The 18,387-nt window shown below is 70.1% G+C and carries 11 protein-coding genes; 4 read left to right on the top strand and 7 right to left on the bottom strand.

The features are described from left to right. Positions 1–32 precede the first annotated feature (32 nt). The 3 genes from AC16DP_RS26840 to AC16DP_RS26830 form a co-directional block, all read right to left on the bottom strand. Entirely contained in the window at positions 33–2,768 is a 2,736-nt protein-coding gene (locus tag AC16DP_RS26840) for a response regulator (protein ID WP_329732519.1), read from the bottom strand. A 251-nt stretch (positions 2,769–3,019) separates the two neighbouring features. Then, complete coding sequence (locus AC16DP_RS26835; RefSeq protein ID WP_329732518.1) at positions 3,020–7,726, bottom strand: J domain-containing protein; 4,707 nt, start codon at positions 7,724–7,726, stop codon at positions 3,020–3,022. A gap of 33 nt (positions 7,727–7,759) precedes the next feature. Beyond that, entirely contained in the window at positions 7,760–8,266 is a 507-nt protein-coding gene (locus tag AC16DP_RS26830) for a tRNA (cytidine(34)-2'-O)-methyltransferase (RefSeq protein WP_329732517.1), read from the bottom strand. A gap of 17 nt (positions 8,267–8,283) precedes the next feature. On the opposite strand from AC16DP_RS26830, the gene AC16DP_RS26825 reads away from it, so the two are divergent. Both AC16DP_RS26825 and AC16DP_RS26820 read left to right on the top strand, forming a co-directional pair. Then, positions 8,284–8,640, top strand: coding sequence for a DUF192 domain-containing protein (locus AC16DP_RS26825; protein ID WP_329732516.1), 357 nt, complete (start codon positions 8,284–8,286; stop codon positions 8,638–8,640). A 124-nt stretch (positions 8,641–8,764) separates the two neighbouring features. Further along, a complete protein-coding gene (locus tag AC16DP_RS26820; RefSeq protein WP_329732515.1) occupies positions 8,765–9,529 on the top strand; it encodes a Stp1/IreP family PP2C-type Ser/Thr phosphatase in 765 nt (254 codons plus the stop codon). A gap of 36 nt (positions 9,530–9,565) precedes the next feature. Here AC16DP_RS26820 and AC16DP_RS26815 read toward each other — a convergent pair whose 3' ends face one another. The 4 genes from AC16DP_RS26815 to AC16DP_RS26800 form a co-directional block, all read right to left on the bottom strand. Then, entirely contained in the window at positions 9,566–10,369 is an 804-nt protein-coding gene (locus AC16DP_RS26815) for a hypothetical protein (RefSeq protein WP_329732514.1), read from the bottom strand. Between the two features lie 23 nt (positions 10,370–10,392). After that, a complete protein-coding gene (locus AC16DP_RS26810; protein ID WP_329732513.1) occupies positions 10,393–11,274 on the bottom strand; it encodes a hypothetical protein in 882 nt (293 codons plus the stop codon). A 313-nt stretch (positions 11,275–11,587) separates the two neighbouring features. Then, complete coding sequence (locus tag AC16DP_RS26805) at positions 11,588–12,616, bottom strand: sugar phosphate nucleotidyltransferase (protein ID WP_329732512.1); 1,029 nt, start codon at positions 12,614–12,616, stop codon at positions 11,588–11,590. Positions 12,617–12,637: 21 nt separating this feature from the next. Continuing rightward, positions 12,638–13,675 (bottom strand): aminoglycoside phosphotransferase family protein, encoded by a 1,038-nt coding sequence (locus AC16DP_RS26800; protein WP_329732511.1) that lies wholly within the window; start codon positions 13,673–13,675, stop codon positions 12,638–12,640. Positions 13,676–13,977: 302 nt separating this feature from the next. On the opposite strand from AC16DP_RS26800, the gene AC16DP_RS26795 reads away from it, so the two are divergent. Together AC16DP_RS26795 and AC16DP_RS26790 are read left to right on the top strand one after the other, a co-directional pair. Beyond that, a complete protein-coding gene (locus AC16DP_RS26795) occupies positions 13,978–15,342 on the top strand; it encodes a pyridoxal-phosphate dependent enzyme (protein ID WP_329732510.1) in 1,365 nt (454 codons plus the stop codon). Between the two features lie 274 nt (positions 15,343–15,616). Then, a complete protein-coding gene (locus tag AC16DP_RS26790; protein WP_329732509.1) occupies positions 15,617–18,361 on the top strand; it encodes a PAS domain S-box protein in 2,745 nt (914 codons plus the stop codon). Positions 18,362–18,387: the final 26 nt, after the last annotated feature.

Here is an 18,387-nt window from a genome sequence, read left to right as displayed (position 1 = left end):
GCTTCCTCTCTACCAGGAGCCCGCCGCCACGCCTACTGTCCGAGCGACTTGAGCGCGGCGCGCACGTCGTTGGCGTACTGGCCGTTGGGCTCCAACGAGAGATAGCGCTTGTAGGCGTCGATTGCCTTCTTGTCCTGCTGGACCATCTGCCGGCCCATGCCCAGGCACAGCCAGGCGTGGGCGTTGTTCGGCTGGTCCTTCAGGGCGTCCTCCAGCAGCTTGACGGCCTCGCGGTAGCTCGAGTCGCTGCGCACCAGGGAGATGCCCAGGCCCGCCTTGGCCTCGGCCGAGTCCGGCTTGAGGTTGAGCGCCTTGCGGTACGAGAAGGCCGCCGTCTTGTAGCGCCCCGACGACATGAGCTTCTTCGCCTGGCGCGTCAGGTTGGCGTACTGGGCCTCGGGGCTCAGTTGCTGCGCCGCGGGCTGCTCCGGCTCGTCGTCCTTGCCGTCATCCTCGGTGGGCGCGGTGCCATTCGCGGCCACGGCCGGCTGCTCGGGGGTCTTGGCGGGCGTCCCCGCGTCGGTCACGGCCGTCTGGGCCGTTGCGGCCGGCGTCTCGACGGGCTTCGTCTCGGGCGTCGCCGTCTCGACCGGCTTCGTCTCCGGGGCCTTCGCCTCGGGGGCCTTGTTCTCGGGCTCGGGCGCCTTCACCTGCTCGGTGGGCGCGGGCTTCGGCGCGGGCGGCGGAGGCGTGGGCTTGTCCGAGCCACCCGACTGGGTGAACACCACCACCGCGGCCACCATGGCGATCGCCACGATGCCGCCGATGATGAGGCCCGTCCGGTTCGGCTTCGGCTGCTGCGCGTTCTGCACGCCGGCCGCTGGCGTCTTGGGCTGCGTCGTGGGCCGGGGCGACACCGGACGCGGCTTGGGATCATCCGCCACGGGCTTGCTGGCCTGCGGCGTGGGCCTGGGCTCCGGCTTGGGCGTCTCGACGGGCCGGGGCTGCTCCACGGGCTTGGACGCGGCGGCGGGATCGGGCGCACCATGGCCCGGGTACGGCGGCAGCGCGAGCTGCTGGGGCTTCTCGGCCGGAGGCTCCGCGGGCTTCTCGACCACGGCGGGCAAGGACACGGGCGTGACGGGGACAGCGGGCTTCGAGCCCGACACCAACGTCACCTCCTCGGCCGGAGTCGCGGGCTCCGGAGGAGGCACAGGCGGAAACGGATTGGGGGCCACGGCGGCCCCGCCGAAGATGGGGCCACGCGAGGACGCATCCACCGGGGCCGCGGGAGCGGACGGAGACGGAGGCGTGGAGGGCGTAGAGGGCGTGGAGGCCGGTGCACTGGAAGACGTCGAGGCACGAGGCGCCGGAGACCAACCCGGACCCCACCCTCCCGCCGAGCCGAGGCCATCCACGTCCACCCGGCTCCAGTCGAGCAGCAGGCTGCGCCGCTCCAGCTCCTTGGCGCGGTGGGCCGGCGCCGGCTCCACGAGGAACGACGAGCCCTCGGCCGAGCGCGGCGGCGCGATGATGTCCGTCTCGGGAACGTTCGACGCGCGCTTCCGGGACTCGAAGACGACGACGTTGGCGAGCTGCCGCGGCCGATCCTCGTCGGACCCGGCGGCGGCCTGCGCGGGAGCCACCTGCTCCGGCTCGGCCATGGGCTCCACCGGCGGCACTACCGGCACCTCCACGGGCACCGGCGCGGGCTGCTCCACCACCGGCGCGGCCACGGCCACCGGCGCCACCTCGGGCACCGGCGCGGGCGTCACCGCGGGGGCCACCGGCTCCGGCGCGGGCTCGGCCGGGGCGCTCGGCGCCGGCGCGTTGTGCAGCCACTCCTCGATGCCGGGCTTGCCGCTCTGCACCGGCTCCTGCGAGACGCTGCCCAGCTCGCGGATCAGCCCCTCGAAGTACAGCTTGCTGATGATGCCCAGCGCCGCCAGGTCATCGAAGTCCGAGTCCTCCACCACCCGGCTCAGGCTCCGCTTGCCGTCGAAGAGCCGCAGCAGCCCGTTCACCTCGTCCGGAATCTCCGAGAGCCGGTCCGCCAGCTGGTGGTAGTCGATCTCGAACACCGTCTCCAGCGGAGGCAGCTGCTCGAGCATGCGGCCCCACTCGTCCAGCCGGCGCATGCCCTCCATCAGCAGGCCCTGGGTGGAGACCTCGATGCGCTCGGGCCGGTCCAACGCGGTGAACTGGACGTCGAACTCGCCCTCGGTGGCGTTGAGCAGCCGGTAGAAGGCGTTCTCGCCCTTGAGCCGCCCCATCTCCGCGTCGATGACGCGGCCTTCCTTGAAGTAGATGGTGGCGACCCGGTCTCCCTTGATGGAGATGGTGCCCGTCTTGCGGCCGATCTCGAACGTCTGGACCAGGTCCACCACGCCCATGTCGGCCAGGTTGCCCGCGAACCCGCCCTTGGTCGTCTCGCGCCGCTCGATCCTCTCCTTGTCCGCCTTCTGGAGGATCATCGTCACGCGCGTGACGATCTCTTTGATGTAGATGGGCTTGGTCAGGTAGTCGTCGCCACCGAGCTCCAGGCCCTTCACCTTCGCCTCGACCGCCTTCTGGTTGGTGAGGAAGACGTAGGGAATGTGCTTGTAGCGCTCGTCCGACTTGAGCGTCTTGCACAGCTCGAAGCCGTCCATCTCCGGCATCTTCGTGTCGGCGAGCACGAGGTCCGGCGGGCTGATCTGCACCTTCTCGAGCGCGTCCTTGCCGTGGATAGCCGTCGTCACGGAGAAGCCGGCCTTCTTCAGGCTGACCTCCATCACACGGAGACTCTTCGGGTCACCATCGACCAGGAGCAGGTGCTGCTTGGCCACGTTTAAATGCCTTTCGCTGCGGGCGCCTCACAGGGCGAACCCGGCGCGGAGAAGAGAGCGGATGATCATGCCCGCTCTCCAGGCATGTCAATGGCGGAGGGAGGCGGGTCCTCGTCTGGCGCCCGGGGAGACGGGCACCCTCCCCGCCCGCACGGGCACCCCGGACGGCCCCCAACCAGGCGGGCGGGATTCCGGGGAAAGCACGGCTCCGGACCCGGGGATGCGTGGGGGTCCAACCGAGCCGGGGGCGATCAGCCGAAAAGGCCACCCTTCTTGTTGGGGGGAGGCGGATTCTTCTTGCGCATCTCGATCAGGCGCAGCTCCTGGTTGGCCTCGAGGTGCTTGGGGTTGGCGCGCACCGCCTCGCGGAAGTGGCGCTCGGCACGGGCCATGTCGCCCTCGACGCGGGAGATGACGCCGAGCTGGTAGTGCGCTCGATCACAGTTGGCGTCCAGCCTGAGCGCCTCGGCCATCATCTGCTTCGTCTTGGGGATCTCGGCCTTGCGCTGAGGGTCCATGTAGATGGCCCACGCCCGGGCGGCGAGGTACACCGCCTTGGGCTCGGCGTTGTAGGCGCGCTCGAAGTGCTCGGCCGCGGCCACGAAGTCCCGCTTGCGGAAGAAGACCTCGCCCATCTTGAAGAGATCGTTCGGATCGACTCCTGGGGGCCGGGTGCTCGCCTGCGGCGCGCTCTGGGTGCGCAGCTCCTGGAGGTACGCCGCGCGCTGCTTGTCGTCGTAGAGGACCTCGTAGGAGTCGCGGATGGCCTCGAAGACGGCGGTCATCTTGGGCGAGAGCGCGGAGAGCGCCGGGGGCAGCCGGTCCGGGTGGAAGCGCTTGGCGAGCCCGAGGAACGCGGTCTTCACCTGCTCCTTCTTCACCTCCGGGTCGATGGGGAGACCCAGCGTGGTGAAGTGCTCACGCTTGGCCTGCAGTTCCTCGTAGCGCTTCTCGATGGTCTGCGCGAGCTGGGCCAGCTGCTGCTCCTCGGAGAGGAGCTGAGGGGGGCCAGCGGGAGACGACGCGGGCGCGGCGGGCGCACCGGGTGGCGGAGCGGGACGGGAACCGAGCTGCGCGGCCCGCTGGAGCAGGGCCTGGCGGCGGGCCTTCGCGGCCTCGTCGGAGGGCTCATCCGCCAGGTCATCCTCGCCGAGGGACAGGTCGTCCCACGCATCGGCCGCGCTGGCGTCGCGGGCCTGGGCCGGAGCGGCCGGGGCCGGAGCTGGCGCGGGAGACGGAGGCGCGGCCACGGGGGCGGGCGCGACGGCGGAGGCGACCGGCGCGGACGAGGCCTGGGGTGCATCCGGGCGGGCGAGAGACTCCAGGTGGGCATCGACCTGCTGGAACGCGGCCTCGAAGGAGGCGTTGATGTCGCCAGCGGCCTCGACGGTGGGAGCGTTGTCGAAGGCCATTCCCCAGAGATCATCGTCCGCCGTGGGACGCGCGGCGTCGGGCCCCAGCTTGAGCGGCTGCATGGGAGCAGGCGCGGCAGCGGGGGCGGGAGCAGCAGCGGGGGCAGGAGCGGCAGCCGGGGCAGGAGCGGCAGCGGCAGCGGGGGCAGCGGGAGGACCGGAGCGGGACGACAGGTTCGGAGGAACGAACGCCGTCGGAGCAGCCGGAGCCGGTGCGCTGGGGGCGGGAGCCGGCCCACGGGCCGCGGGAGCCTGCGTGCTGGCCACGGGCGAACGAAGGCCCGGGGGAACGGGAGCCGGCGCACTGGCCGCGGGCGAACGGAGACCCGGAGGAACAGCGGCCCGAGGCGGCGCGGCAGAGGGAGGCGCGGCGGACGGCGGGCGCGCGGCCGGAGGAGACGCGGCGGGTGGCGGGCGCGCGGCCATGGGCGGCGCGGCGGGCGTTGGAGCCACGGGAACGGGCGCGGCGGAGGCGGGCGGCTCGGGAGCCACGAGGTCGCCCCAGTCCAGATCGGCACTCAGCTCATCCACCGCCACCTGGGACACCGGAGCGGCGGACGCGGTGGCCACGGGCGCGGGAGCGGGCTCCTCGATGAGCCAGGACTCGGGAGCAGCGGGCCCGGCCCGCCGCATCGCCTCCTCCATGTCGTGCATCTGCGCGGCATCCGCCTGCTCGCGCGCGAGGCGCAGCCCCTCCGTGTCCTCCTGCGCGGGTAGCTCGGCGGTGCTCTCGGCGGGGACCGCGTCGAACCAGACCTCGGAGGCGGGCGCGACCTCGGAGAGAGAGGCCTCGGAGCGGGCGTCGGTCCGCGGACCCGCCGCCACGGGAGCGGCTGCGGCTCCCGAGAGATAGCTGACTCCGGACGGACGCGCGGGCACCAGCGGCTCGCTCGGCGAACCGGTGAGGATCAACTCGCCATCCTGCAACTCGGCCGCCTCGGCGATGAAGGCCACATCCGAGAGTTGGGAGACCTCGTTGACGCGACGCTGCTCGGCGAAACGCTGCTGCTCGGCGAGGCGTGCGGCCTCGGCGAGGCGAGCCTCTTCGGCCAGACGCGCCTCCTCGGCACGCCGGGCTTCTTCTTCCGCCAGAAGCCGCGCCTGCTCGGCGAGACGAGCCTCTTCCGCCAGCCGGGCCTCCTCGGCGAGCCGGGCTTCCTCCTCCGCTCGGCGCCGGGCTTCCTCGGCGAGCATTGCCTCCTCGGCGGCACGACGCGCCTCTTCGGCCAGCCGCGCTTCCTCCGCGAGCCGAGCCTCTTCGGCCAGTCGAGCTTCCTCCGCTCGGCGCGCCTCTTCTTCCGCGAGCCGACGAGCCTCCTGGGCCAGCCGAGCCTCTTCGGCGAGACGCGCTTCCTCCGCGAGACGTGCCTCTTCCGCGAGCCGCCGCTCCTCGGCGAGACGTGCCTCTTCGGCCAGCCGCGCCTCTTCCGCCAGGCGAGCCTCTTCTTCCGCGCGGCGGCGGGCTTCCTCGGCGAGTCTGGCCTCTTCAGCCAGCCGAGCCTCTTCCGCGAGGCGTGCCTCTTCCGCGAGCCGTCGCTCCTCGGCGAGACGTGCCACCTCGGCCAGCCGTGCCTCTTCCTCCGCCCGCCGGGCCTCTTCGGCCAGTCGAGCTTCCTCCGCGCGGCGCGCCTCTTCTTCCGCGAGCCGACGAGCCTCCTCGGCCAGCCGTGCCTCTTCGGCCAGGCGCGCTTCCTCCGCGAGACGTGCCTCTTCGGCCAGCCGCGCCTCTTCCGCCAGTCGAGCCTCTTCTTCCGCTCGGCGGCGGGCTTCCTCGGCGAGTCTGGCCTCTTCGGCCAGGCGAGCCTCTTCGGCCAGCCGAACCTCTTCCGCGAGTCTGGCTTCTTCGGCCAGCCGTGCCTCTTCTTCCGCGCGGCGACGGGCCTCTTCGGCCAGCCGAGCCTCCTCCGCGAGCCGAGCCTGTTCGGCCAATCGCGCCTCTTCGGCGAGACGTGCCTCCTCCGCGAGCCGTTGCTCCTCAGCGAGACGTGCCTCTTCAGCCTGGCGAGCCTCTTCCTCCGCTCGGCGGCGGGCTTCCGCGGCCAACCGAGCCTCTTCGGCGAGACGTGCCTCTTCGGCGAGACGTGCCTCTTCGGCCAACCGAGCCTCTTCCTCCGCTCGGCGACGGGCTTCCTCGGCGAGTCTGGCCTCCTCGACGAGACGTGCCTCTTCTTCCGCGCGGCGACGGGCCTCTTCCGCAAGCCTGGCCTCTTCAGCCAGACGTGCTTCTTCGGCCAATCGTGCCTCTTCCGCGAGCCGTGCCTCTTCCTCCGCCCGGCGACGTGCCTCTTCAGCGAGTCTGGCCTCTTCCGCAAGGCGAGCCTCTTCGGCCAGCCGTCGCTCCTCGGCCAATCGCGCCTCTTCGGCCAGTCTGGCCTCTTCCGCGCGACGCGCCTCTTCGGCGAGACGCGCCTCTTCAGCCAATCGCGCCTCTTCCGCGAGCCGAGCTTCTTCCGCCAGGCGGCGAGCCTCTTCGGCCAGCCGTGCCTCTTCGGCAAGGCGAGCTTCTTCCGCGAGGCGCGCCTCTTCTTCCGCCCGACGACGGGCTTCCTCGGCGAGTCTGGCCTCTTCCGCCAGCCGTCGCTCCTCGGCAAGACGAGCTTCTTCCGCGAGACGAGCCTCTTCAGCCAGCCGTGCCTCTTCAGCCAGCCGCGCCTCTTCCGCGCGACGCGCCGCCTCCGCCAGCCTGGCCTCTTCTTCCGCCCGGAGCCGAGCCTCCTCGGCGAGTCTGGCCTCTTCCGCCAGCCGCGCCTCTTCCGCCAGCCGCCGCTCCTCGGCCAGCCGGGCCTCTTCCTCCGCCCGGAGCCGAGCCTCTTCCGCCAGCCGGGCCTCCTCGGCGAGCCGCGCCTCCTCGGCCAATCGCCGGGCTTCCTCTTCCGCGCGCCGCCGGGCCTCCTCCTCGCGCCGGGCCCGCTCCCGGGCCTCCCAGGCCTCGAGGGACAGCGACTCGACGAGGCCCTCGCGCTCGAGGACGTGCAGCAGCACCTCCTGCGCGGGTGTCAGCGCCTCCAGCCGCTGGAACTCCGCCAGCTTCAGCAGGAGCGCCATCTCCTCGGCGCTCGCCACCCACGGCGCACACAGGCCCGGATCCTCGCAGCGGTACATGCGGGGCTCGGGGGCCTCGGCGCCCGCGGGCTCGAGGGCGGCACGCACCACGCGCGTCCCCGGAATGGGGCGGAACATCGCCTCCACCCCACCCTCCTCGAACGCGGCGCGCTCGGCCAGCTGACTCAACCGCCGCACATCGGCGAGCACCTTCTGCTCCGCCACCGCGTCCGGCGCCAGCCCGAGCTCCTCCAGCAGCTCCTCGTCCGGCGAGCCCGCGCTCTCCCGGGCCCACAGCGCATCCAGCAGCTCGGCGCGGATGCGCCCGGCCTGCATCAGCGCCTGCACCGGCGTCTGGAAGCCGAAGCCGAGCCGCGTCCCCACCAGGTCACCTCCCTGGAGGAACAGCAGCGCTTCGCGGCCACCGGCGTGCAGCGTGAGCCGGCCGGTGGAGCGGGACTTGTGGGCGGAGTACAGCGTCTCGGCGACCTGCGAGGGGGGCATGCGGCCCCCAGTGTAGTCCTTCCGCCCCTCCCCTCAACTCGGCGTGCCGCCCGTCCGCCCGCCCGCCGCGCCGAACCGCACCTGTCTCAGGGCCTCATAGGCGGCGATTCCCACCGCGGTGGACAGGTTGAGGCTGCGGCGCTCGGGCAGCATGGGGATGGTGACGGCCGTGCCCGAGCCCCCTCCCATGATGTCCTGCGGCAGCCCCTGGGTCTCCGAGCCGAAGACGAGGTGGTCCCCCTCCTCGAAGCGGGCCTCATACAGGGATGTAGCGGCGCGGGCGGAGAACAGGAAGCGCCTGGCCGAGGGCCACTCGGCCAGGTAGGCGTCGTAGTCCGGGTAGAGCTTCAGGAAGACCTTGTCCCAGTAGTCGAGCCCGGCCCGCTTGAGGTGCCGGTCATCGATGGAGAAGCCGAGGGGCTCCACGAGGATGAGGCGGCAGCCGGTGACGGCGCACAGCCGGGCGATGTTGCCCGTATTGGGGGGAATCTGGGGGGAGACGAGGACGAGGTGGAAGGGACGCGCCAGGGGCTGGAGCATGGGGTAGAAGGCGCTGCATGCGCCTGAAGGTGAACAATGTGACACGGCAGCGGCTGTTGGCGGACCGCGCCGAGCGGGCCGAGTCCTTCGCGGACCGGTTCGTGGGGTTGATGGGCCGCAAGTCGCTGGCCTTCGGGGAGGGGCTGCACATCGTGCCCTGCAACTCCATCCATACGTTCTTCATGCGCATCCCCATCGACGTGGCCTTCCTCGACCGGGACGGGGTCATCGTCAAGCAGTTCGTGGCCCTGCCCCCCTGGCGAGCGACCTCGGTGTACTTCCAGGCGAAGTCGGTGCTGGAGCTGCCGGCGGGAGCCCTGCAGGCGAGCGGCACCCGGGATGGGGACCGGCTCGTCTTCGAGCCGGTGGTTTGAACCCCGAAGGGGAGTGAACAGACCAGCCATCCGGGCTTCTGGGGTTTTGACCCCCTTCGTCACGCTTTGTTAACCTGCCCCCCCGTCCACGGCCCCCCCTGGACACGTCGGAGACTCCGCGAGCATGCGCATCGAGGTTGCTGGCCACACCCACGTCGGGATGAAGCGGAACCACAATGAGGACAACTACCTCATTCTGACCGACGAGAACCTGTGCTGTGTCGCCGACGGGATGGGCGGACACTCCTCCGGGGAGATCGCCTCGAAGATCGCCGTGGAGGAGCTGGCCGAGTTCTTCCGGATGACGTCGCGCGACGAGGACGCCACGTGGCCCTTCAAGATGGAGAAGGGCCGCAACTACGACGAGAACCGGCTGGCCACGGGCATCAAGCTGGCGAACAAGAGCATCTTCGACAAGGCCAGCACGGACCAGAAGTACAAGGGCATGGGGACGACGATCGTCTCGGTGCACTTCACGGACGCGGCGGCGTACGTGGGGCACGTGGGCGACAGCCGCGTGTACTTCTTCCGCCAGGGCGTGCTGCGGCAGGTGACGGAGGACCACTCGCTGCTCAACGACTACCTCAAGGCGAAGAAGCTCACGCCGGAGGAGATCGAGAACTTCCCGCACAAGAACGTCATCGTCCGCGCGCTGGGGATGAAGGAGACGGTGCAGGTGGACGTGGCGAAGGTGGAGCCGCAGCAGGGCGACGTCTTCCTGCTGTGCTCGGACGGGCTGTCCGGCATGGTGACGGATCCGCAGATGCAGGAGATCCTGTCGCGGACGAACGAGCTGGAGAAGGCGTGCTCGCAGCTCATCGACATGGCGAACGCGGCGGGCGGCAACGACAACGTCACCTGCGTGCTGGCGCGCTTCCACGCCAACTGAGCGTCACGGGGTGAGCGGCGGCTGCTCGGAATGCGACTAGACCGCTCCGAGCTGCCGGTCCCAGGCATACACCTGGCCCAGCAGTTCCGACGTGCACGCGCCGGACACCCGTTCGAAAGCGTGTGGGTCGAGCAGGGAGAAGCGCTGGCGCTGGAATGACGGGTCGGCCACCACCTCCTGGTGCTTCAAGCCACGCGCGAAGGTGAGAACACGGGGCATCTGCCGGAGGATGGCCTCGAGACTGTCCTCCCGGCTCGCACGTCCCATGCGCTCCGCCGCCGCGTCCAGGCACGCCCTGACCGAGGAATCTCCCTCCGGGCACCAGGCATCCATCGCCCAGTCGCAGGAGGCCCGCATCACTTCCTCCAAGGTGAGCGCGGCCGTCGGGGAGCTGAAGAGGTAGCGCACGGACTGGAGCGGCTCCCAGAAACGCAGCACGGCCTGAAGGCGGAGGGCCACACGCTCGGCACTCATCGGAGCTGTTCGCCCCATCGCGAAGTACAGCGCTCCCCAGGCCGTCTCGCGACAGGTGGCCTCGTAGAGGTCGTCCACTTCGTACGTCCCCGGCCAGTCCAGGGCCTCCCACAAACCTTGCTTGAGGTTGGACAGCAGGTACAGCCGCCAGGCCGGGCGCTCACGCTGGAAGTCCACCCCCTCGTGCGCCACCACCACCTCTCCGGAGGGGACCTCCAACATCTGCCGGGGAACGGGGAAGGAGCCGTCCTCTCGATACTGCTCGCCACACCGCAGCCCCTCCTTCCTCGTCTTCCGCTGGACCGAGGAGTAGGCCCCATGAAGGAAGGACGGCATCCACAGAGAAGAAGACGGCCCGGGCGACATGAAGCGCGTCCTATCAAAGCGGCTCATCCGCGAGGAAGGGGCATGCCCGAGGCGGCGGCGGGCACTCGCACCGGGGGGGCGATGGGTGACGAAGGTGATGGAAAGGGGATGACCTGCCCTCCTCCCTGGCTGGGGGGCTGCTTCGCCCCAGGACCCGAGCCCATCCGGCCCAGAATCGCACCCGAGAAGAAGCCCGTCGCGGCGTTGCCCAGAACCTCGATGACGATGCCAACGGCCCCGCTGAAGGTGGCGAGCCGCTCGCGCCGCTCCACCATCTCCTCCACGGCCTGCCCCACCCAACCTCCGTACTGAGCCATTTCCTCTTGGATGAGCGTCACCCATTGCCCGTCCTCATACGCCGCCACCTCGGACTCGAAGCGCCTCTGGCTACGCGTCCACCGGTACTGGACCACTCCCGGCTCGGCGACCCACCACGTCAGGCGCCAGATGTATTGCCCTCGCGCGAAACGGATCAGGACTTCTCCTCGGAAGTCCGTTCCTGCCGAGAAGCTCATGTCCGGCGCAACAACCCGATTCAGCGCGGCAAGGTAGGTCCGCACTTCCTGTCGGCCTTCCTCGAGGGCCTGCTCATGCCAGAGCTTGATCTCGAAGAGATGCCGGGCGGTCACGTCCGTGATGTCCGGGCGTAGCGGGCGCTCATTCGGAAGCAGGCGGGAAGAGTCACCCAGCCGCGTGTCCCTGATGATCGAGTAGAGGGTACTGCTGTTGTAGTAGGTCTGATGGCCTGGGTGATTCACGCCGTACATGTACGCAATCAACCGGTGTGCGGCGTTGCCGAAGAAGAACTGCCAGGGCGTCTGCGAACCCGGATTCCGGCCGGGGACATCGTAGCCCTGGATGGCCGCGCCAGAGGGCGTTCCACCCGCTGCCGGGCTGTCACTCATCGCCAACAGGCAATGAGACGGCACCGCTTGGAGGGAGGATGACGGGCCGGACCGTGGCCCCTCCGCATTCAATGTGGGAGGCACCTGCCTGCCGGCTCCGTGACACATCCCGTGACCACCCAGACGAGGATCAGGGCCGCCCGATGCCGCGCGACCCGAGACATGGATAGACCGGCACTCACGAGCACCTCCCACTCCGCGGGGCCAGACAAGAGCAGAGCCGGGAAGCAGTAGATGCCGAGAGCCGCGGGAAGACCACGCCTCCCCCGGTCAGGTCATGCGAGAACTCGCAACCAGCGTGATGGGCAGCGAGTTACGGGGTGAGCGGCGCGGGCACCCGGTGTGCCCCCCAGGCCATCACCTCGACCAGTTCCTCGCCGGGAGCCACCTCGGTCCCCTCCAGGATGGCGCAGCGCTCGAGCCGGGCCCCCGCGCCCACGCGCGCCTGCGCGCCCACGGACACCGAGGCCCCCACGCGCACCCCCTCCGCCAGCGAGCACCCCGCGTCCAGGTGCGCCGGCCCCGTCACCTGGGCCCCACCCACGCGGGCGGACGGATGCGCCCAGTAATTCCCCTGTGCACGCGGCGCCGAAACAAACGGTGAGTCCGCGCCCAGCCCCTCCAGCGCCACCTGCCCGGAGAGCACATCGCGCACCGTGGACAGGTAGCGCGAGGGTGTGCCCAGATCGGACCAGTACGAGCGCACCACCTCGCCGCGCACGATGAGCCCCGCCTCGATCATCCGCACGTAGACGTCGCGGTTGATGTCCTCGGGGCCCTCGGGCGTCATGAAGTCGAAGACACGCGGGGACATCACGTGCACCCCCGTGAAGTGCCAGGGCGACAGCCCCTCGCCCCCGGGCCCGAACCTCGCGATGCGGCGCACGCGCTGCTGCGCGTCCATCTCCACCGCGGCGTACTTCTCGTTCTCCGGCATGGGCAGCAGCACCATCGTGGCCGCCGCGCCCGAGGCCCGGTGCGCCGCCACCACGGGCCTCAAGTCCACCGGGAACAGGATGTCCCCGTTGAACACGATGAAGTCATCCCCCGCGAGGAAGTCGCGCAGGCCCCGGATGCCGCCACCCGTGCCCTGGATGACGGGCTCGTGCACCACGTGCAGCGGCAGGCCCACGCGCGCGCACTCGGCGCGAGCGGTGGCCGCCATGACGTCCGGCAGGTGGTGGGTGTTGATGCCCACCCCCTGCACTCCGGCCGCCCGCAGCACCGCCAGGTGGTAGCGGAACAGGGGCTGCCCGAGGAACGGCATCGCCGGCTTGGGCCAACGCTCGGTGAACGGACGCAGGCGCGTACCCAGCCCCGCGCAGAGGACCATTGCCTTCATGTGCCGCCCCTCCCCTTCCTGTCAGCCCACCTCGGGCACGTACCTGGCAATCAGCTTCTGCAGTCCGCTCAGCTCCGGCCGCAGCTTGAAGGCATCGCGCACGTAGCGCAGCGACGCGGGGATGGACACCAGGAAGCCCGGGTTGCCCTTCACCCGGTTGATGAACTCGAAGCGGCCCGCGTCCTTCAGCTTGCGCTGGATGGTCAGCAGATCGAAGAAGGCCTTGAAGGACTTCGGGTCGATCCGCTCGCCCGTCACCTCGGCGAACGTGGCGATGTACCGGTCCAGCATCGTGTCCACGAAGCCCCGGTCCAGCTCCACGTAGCTGTCGCGCAGCAGCGCCACCAGATCGTACTGGCGCGGGCCCTGGAGCGCGTCCTGGAAGTCGATGACCACCAGCTCGCCGTCCTTCATCATGATGTTGCGGCTCTGGTAGTCGCGGTGCGTGAAGCCCCGGGGCGCGGCGGCCAGCTGCTTCGCGATGTCGCGGAACGTCCGGTCCAGCTCGGCGCGCTCGGTGTCGGTGGGCTTCTTGCCGCTCCACACCTCGAGGCCCCACTCGCGGAAGTGGTGGAGCTCCCAGTCGTACAGGTCCTCGTCGAAGGCGCGGGTGAAGGCGAGGCAGTCCGGGTCCGGCAGCCGCTCGGCCTGGGCGCGCATGCGGGCCAGCAGGTCCACCGCCCGGGTGTAGAGGGCCTGGTTGTTCCTGCCGCCCTCGAGCGCCGCCTCGAAGGTGATGTCGCTCAGGTCCTCCAGCACCATCATCCCGGCGGGCTCGTCGAAGCGGAGAATCCGCGGCACGCGGATGCCGAGCTTCTCCAGGTAGCGGTGGACGTTGACGAAGGGCAGCTCCTTGGGCGGCTCGCCCTTGGAGGCCTCCTCGCTCTTCTTCGAGGCATCCAGGGGCATCACCATGACCACCCAGCTCTCGGGGGCCGTCCCCACGCGGTAGTACGAGCGGTTGCTCGCATCACCCTTGAGCTTCTTGATGGGGGCCTGGGGAACGGGGCGGCCGATGGCCTTCCCTACCTGGTCGCGAAGCGCGGCCTCGATTTCCATAAGTAGACGATTCTCCTGGGAGGTTCGTGAGAGGAGGCGCGGCAGTATGGGAGTGCCGGGCACCCGGGTCAAAGCTCCTGTGCGAGGACACTTCACGAGCGGTCGTATGCCCGACAGGAGGAACCCGGGGCCCGGGTGGCCGCCTGCTGTCCGGGCCCGGACTTCGCCGCACCGTGTCGGAAAGCGGGAGAACCTCGAAGGTGTTCTCTCGAAGAGGGGGGCGGGCAGCCGGCCGAGGTCGACCGGCATCACCGGGGCAGTTATAAGGGCGCCGGTTTCTCCCTTCCCCAAGAGAGCTTCAGATGGAAATCCACGACAACATTCTCTCCGCGATCGGCCACACGCCCCTGGTGAAGCTCAACCGGTTGGTGGGCCCCAATGACGCGACCGTGCTGGTCAAGTGCGAGTTCATGAACCCCGGCGCGTCCATCAAGGACCGCATGGCCCTCTACATCATCGAGAAGGCCGAGAAGGAGGGGAAGCTCAAGCCCGGCGGCACCATCGTGGAGAACACGAGCGGCAACACGGGCATGGGCGTGGCGCTGGCGGCGGCGGTGAAGGGCTACAAGTGCATCTTCACGATGCCGGACAAGATGTCGCTGGAGAAGATCAACCGCCTCAAGGCGATGGGCGCGCAGGTGGTGGTGACGCCGACGAACGTGCCGGCCGAGGATCCGCGCAGCTACTACGAGACGGCCAAGCGGCTGCACCGCGAGACGCCGGGCGCGTTCATGCTCAACCAGTACCACAACCCGGACAACATCGAGGCCCACTACAAGATCACCGGTCCGGAGATCTACGAGCAGACGGACGGGAAGATCGACTACTTCGTGTCGGGCCTGGGCACGGGCGGCACGATGAGCGGCGCGGGCAAGTTCCTGAAGGAGAAGATTCCGGGCCTGAAGAACGTGGGCGTGGACCCGGAGGGCTCGGTGTACGAGGGCTACTTCAAGACGGGGAAGCTGACCGAGCCGCACGTGTACAAGGTCGAGGGCATCGGCGAGGACATGCTGTGCGGTGCCATGGACTTCAAGGTGGTGGACGACATCCGGCAGGTGGATGACCGTCAGAGCTTCGTGGCGGCGCGGCGGCTGGCGCGCGAGGAGGGCATCTTCGCGGGAGGCTCGGCGGGCGCGGCGGTGCACGTGGCGGTGCAGTTGGCCAAGGAAGTGGGCAAGGGCAAGACGATCGTCGTCGTCCTGCCGGACACGGGCATGAGCTACGTCAGCAAGTTCCACTCGGACGAGTGGATGCGCGACAACGGCTTCCTGGAGGAGAAGGGCGCGGGCACGGTGCGGGATCTGCTGAGCGGCAAGCGGGCGGTGATCACCGCGCGCAAGGGCCAGCGGGTGGACCAGGTGGTGGAGGCCATGCGCCAGCACGGCATCAGCCAGATGCCGGTGATGAGCGAGGACGGCCGGGCGGTGGGGATGATCCACGAGTACGACCTGCTCAACGCGCTGGTGGCGAACAAGGCGAAGTTCGCGGACACCATCGACAGCATCGTGGCGCCGCTGCAGGGCGTGGTGTCGCCGGAGACGAGCCTCAACCGGCTGCGCGAGGTCTTCAACCAGGACAAGGTCGCGGTGGTGAAGGAAGGCGAGAAGATCCTCGCCATCGTGACGAAGATCGACCTGATCGAGTACATGCACCGCACGGCGGCGTAGCCTCCCCGCACAGAACACCCCACCGAGCACAGCTCCCCTCTCCCTCCGGGAGAGGATCCCCCCGTCGTTCAAAGGGGGGGCAAGCCCCCCGGGGTGAGGGTATCGAGGGCCTCGGGTTCACCAGAACCCGGGGCCTTCGTGCATCCGGGGGTGCCGCGGGACCGCACGCCCGAGCGAGTCTCGCCTCGGCCCGAGGGGCATTGGCGGGGATGGAGGAGATGGCAAGGCTTACGGAGTCATGAGAGACAATGCGTCACGCGCTGCCAGGACATCCGTGGGACGCCGGCGACTGGCCTCCCTCCCGGGGCGTTATGCGGTGGCCCTCCTGAGCTGCCTTCTCGCGGCCCTGGCCGAGCAGGCGCTCTGGCCCCTGCTGCACATCGCGCCCTTCATGCTCTTCTTCCTCGCCATCATGGTGGCGGGGTGGTGGGGAGGATGGGGGCCGGCCATCGCCAACATCTCGCTCTCCGTCCTGCTCGTCGGTCGCTTGTTCCTGGCCCCCGGAGCGCCGTCCGGGCCGCGCGCGGGAAACCTGCTGACACTGGGACTCTTCGCGCTCATCGCGACGCTGATCACCTGGCTGAACGTCACCCTGCGCAGGAGCAACGCCGAGCGGGTGGAGTTGCTCGAGCGCGAGCACGCCGCCCGGAGGCAGGCCGAGGCGGAGCGCATCCGCCTGCATACGCTCCTGAAGGATGCGCCAGCGTACATCGCCCTGTTCCGGGGGCCCGAGCATGTCTGCGTGCTGTCCAACGCCCTGAACGGCGAGCTGATGACGGGCCGCGAGGTGGTGGGCAGGCCCTTGCGCGAGGTGATGCCCGAGGCCGGGCACCACGAGCTGCTGAGGATGCTGGATCAGGTCTACACCACGGGGAGGAGCGTCTCGGCCAGGGAGGTCGCCGTGCGGTTGCTCCAACCACGGGGGTCCACGCGGGAGGCCTTCCTCAACCTCGTCTGCCAACCCACGTACGATGCCGAGAACCGCGTGGAGGGAGTCGCCACCTTCGCGTTCGACGTGACGGAGCTGGTGCTCGCCCGGAAGCGGGCGGAGGACGCGGAGAATGGGCTCCAACGGCTGGCCGACTCCATCCCGGCCATCGTGTGGAGCGCCGGAACCGATGGGCGCAACGATTTCTACAACCGGCAATGGTACGAGTACACCGGCCTCCCCCGGGGCAGCCTGGACTTCGACCAGGTGGTCCACGCCACCCACCCGGAGGATCTCGCCACCCATGCCGAGCAGTGGCGGCAGTGCCTGGAGCGGGGCGAGCCCTTCCAGGGCGAGTTCCGGCTCCTGCGGGGCTCGGATCAGAGCTACCGCTGGCACCTGACCCGGACGATCCCCTGGAAGGATGAGCACGGCCGCGTGGCCAAGTGGTTCGGGACGTCGATCGACATCGACGAGAGCAAGCGGGTGGAGGCCGCGCTGCGCGAGAGCGAGGCCCGCTTCCGGAACATGGCCGACCACGCGCCCGTCATGCTGGGGATGACGGACGAGGCCCTGCGCTGCACGTACTTCAACCGCCCCTGGTACGCCTTCACCGGACGCGGCGAGGCCGAGAGCCTGGGGCACCGCTGGCTGGAGGCCGTGCACCCCGAGGACGTGACGGCGCTGAAGGAGCACGTCCTGGCGGCGCTCTCCCGGCGGGAGCCCCTCCGGCTGGACCACCGCCTCCAGCGAGAGGATGGAGAGTACCGCTGGGTGAGCGTGTCGGCCCTGCCCCGCTTCGACGGCTCGGGCGCGTTGCTCGGCTACATCGGCTCCGTCATCGACATGACCGACCGCAAGCGCAGCGAGGAGTTGCTGGCGCTGCTGGCGCGCGCGGGAGCCGAGCTGGGCACCTCGTTGGACGAAACGGAGACACTCACCGCCGCCGCCGGGCTCGCCGTGCCCGTGTTCGCCGACTGGTGCTTCGTCGATCTGCGCCAGGCGGACGGCTCCTTTCAACGGGTACGGGCCGTGCACGCCGCGTCCGAGGACACGACGCTGGCCCCGCCCGGCCCCCGCTTCAGCCTGATGCCGGAAGGCACCTCGACGCTGCTCATCGAGCACTTCACGCCCGGCTGCCTCCCGCGGGACGAGCGGACCGGGGAGCTCCCGTGCCGGCGGGAGCAGTCGCGGCCGCGCTCCTGCATCGCGGTACCGCTGGTGGCCCGGGAGAGCATGCTCGGAGTGATGAGCTTCTTCACCTCCCGCTCGGGGCGCCACTACACGGCGGCGGACAAGTCCGTCGCGGAGGAGCTGGCGCGGCGCGTGGCGCTCTCGGTGGACAACGCGCGGCTCTACAAGAGCGCCCAGGAGGCCGTGCGGCTGCGGGACGAGTTCCTGTCCGTCGCGAGCCATGAGCTGAAGACCCCCCTCACCCCCTTGACCCTCAAGCTGCAGATGCTGGCCCGGCGCGCCGCCCAACAGCCCGGCTCTCCCTTCGCGCGCGAGGTCCAGGCCCACGTGGCGGTGGGGCTCGGCCAGGTCAAGCGGCTCGCGGAGCTGATCGGCGATCTGCTGGACGTGTCACGCATCTCCGCGGGCCGGATGGTGTTGAACCCCCGCGCCATGGACTTCGCGGCCCTGCTCCGGGAGGTGGCATCACGGCACGAGGAGCAGGCGGCCCGGGCGGGCACACCGCTGCACGTCGAGGCGCCCCCGTCGCTCCCGGGCAGCTGGGACGCACCGCGCCTGGAGCAGGTGGTGGTGAACCTCGTGGACAATGCCCTCAAGTACGGAGCGGGCAAGCCGGTGTCCCTGCGGCTGGTGGCGGACCCGGACAACGTGGAGCTGACCGTCGAGGACAAGGGAATCGGCATCGCCCCGGAGGATCAGACGCGCATCTTCGAGCGCTTCGCGCGGGCCGTCTCCGAGCGCCACTACGGGGGATTGGGCCTGGGGCTCTACATCACGAAGTCCCTCGTGGAGGCGATGGGCGGTGCGATCCGCGTCCAGAGCGAGCCCGGCAAGGGCGCGGCATTCACGATGGTGCTGCCCAGGAACGCGCCGCCCTCCCAGGGCCCGGCACCTTGACGGCGGCCCCTCACGCCCTGTCTCCT

This window comes from Archangium sp., from assembly GCF_057119385.1.
This window is presented reverse-complemented; position numbering and strand designations above follow the sequence as displayed.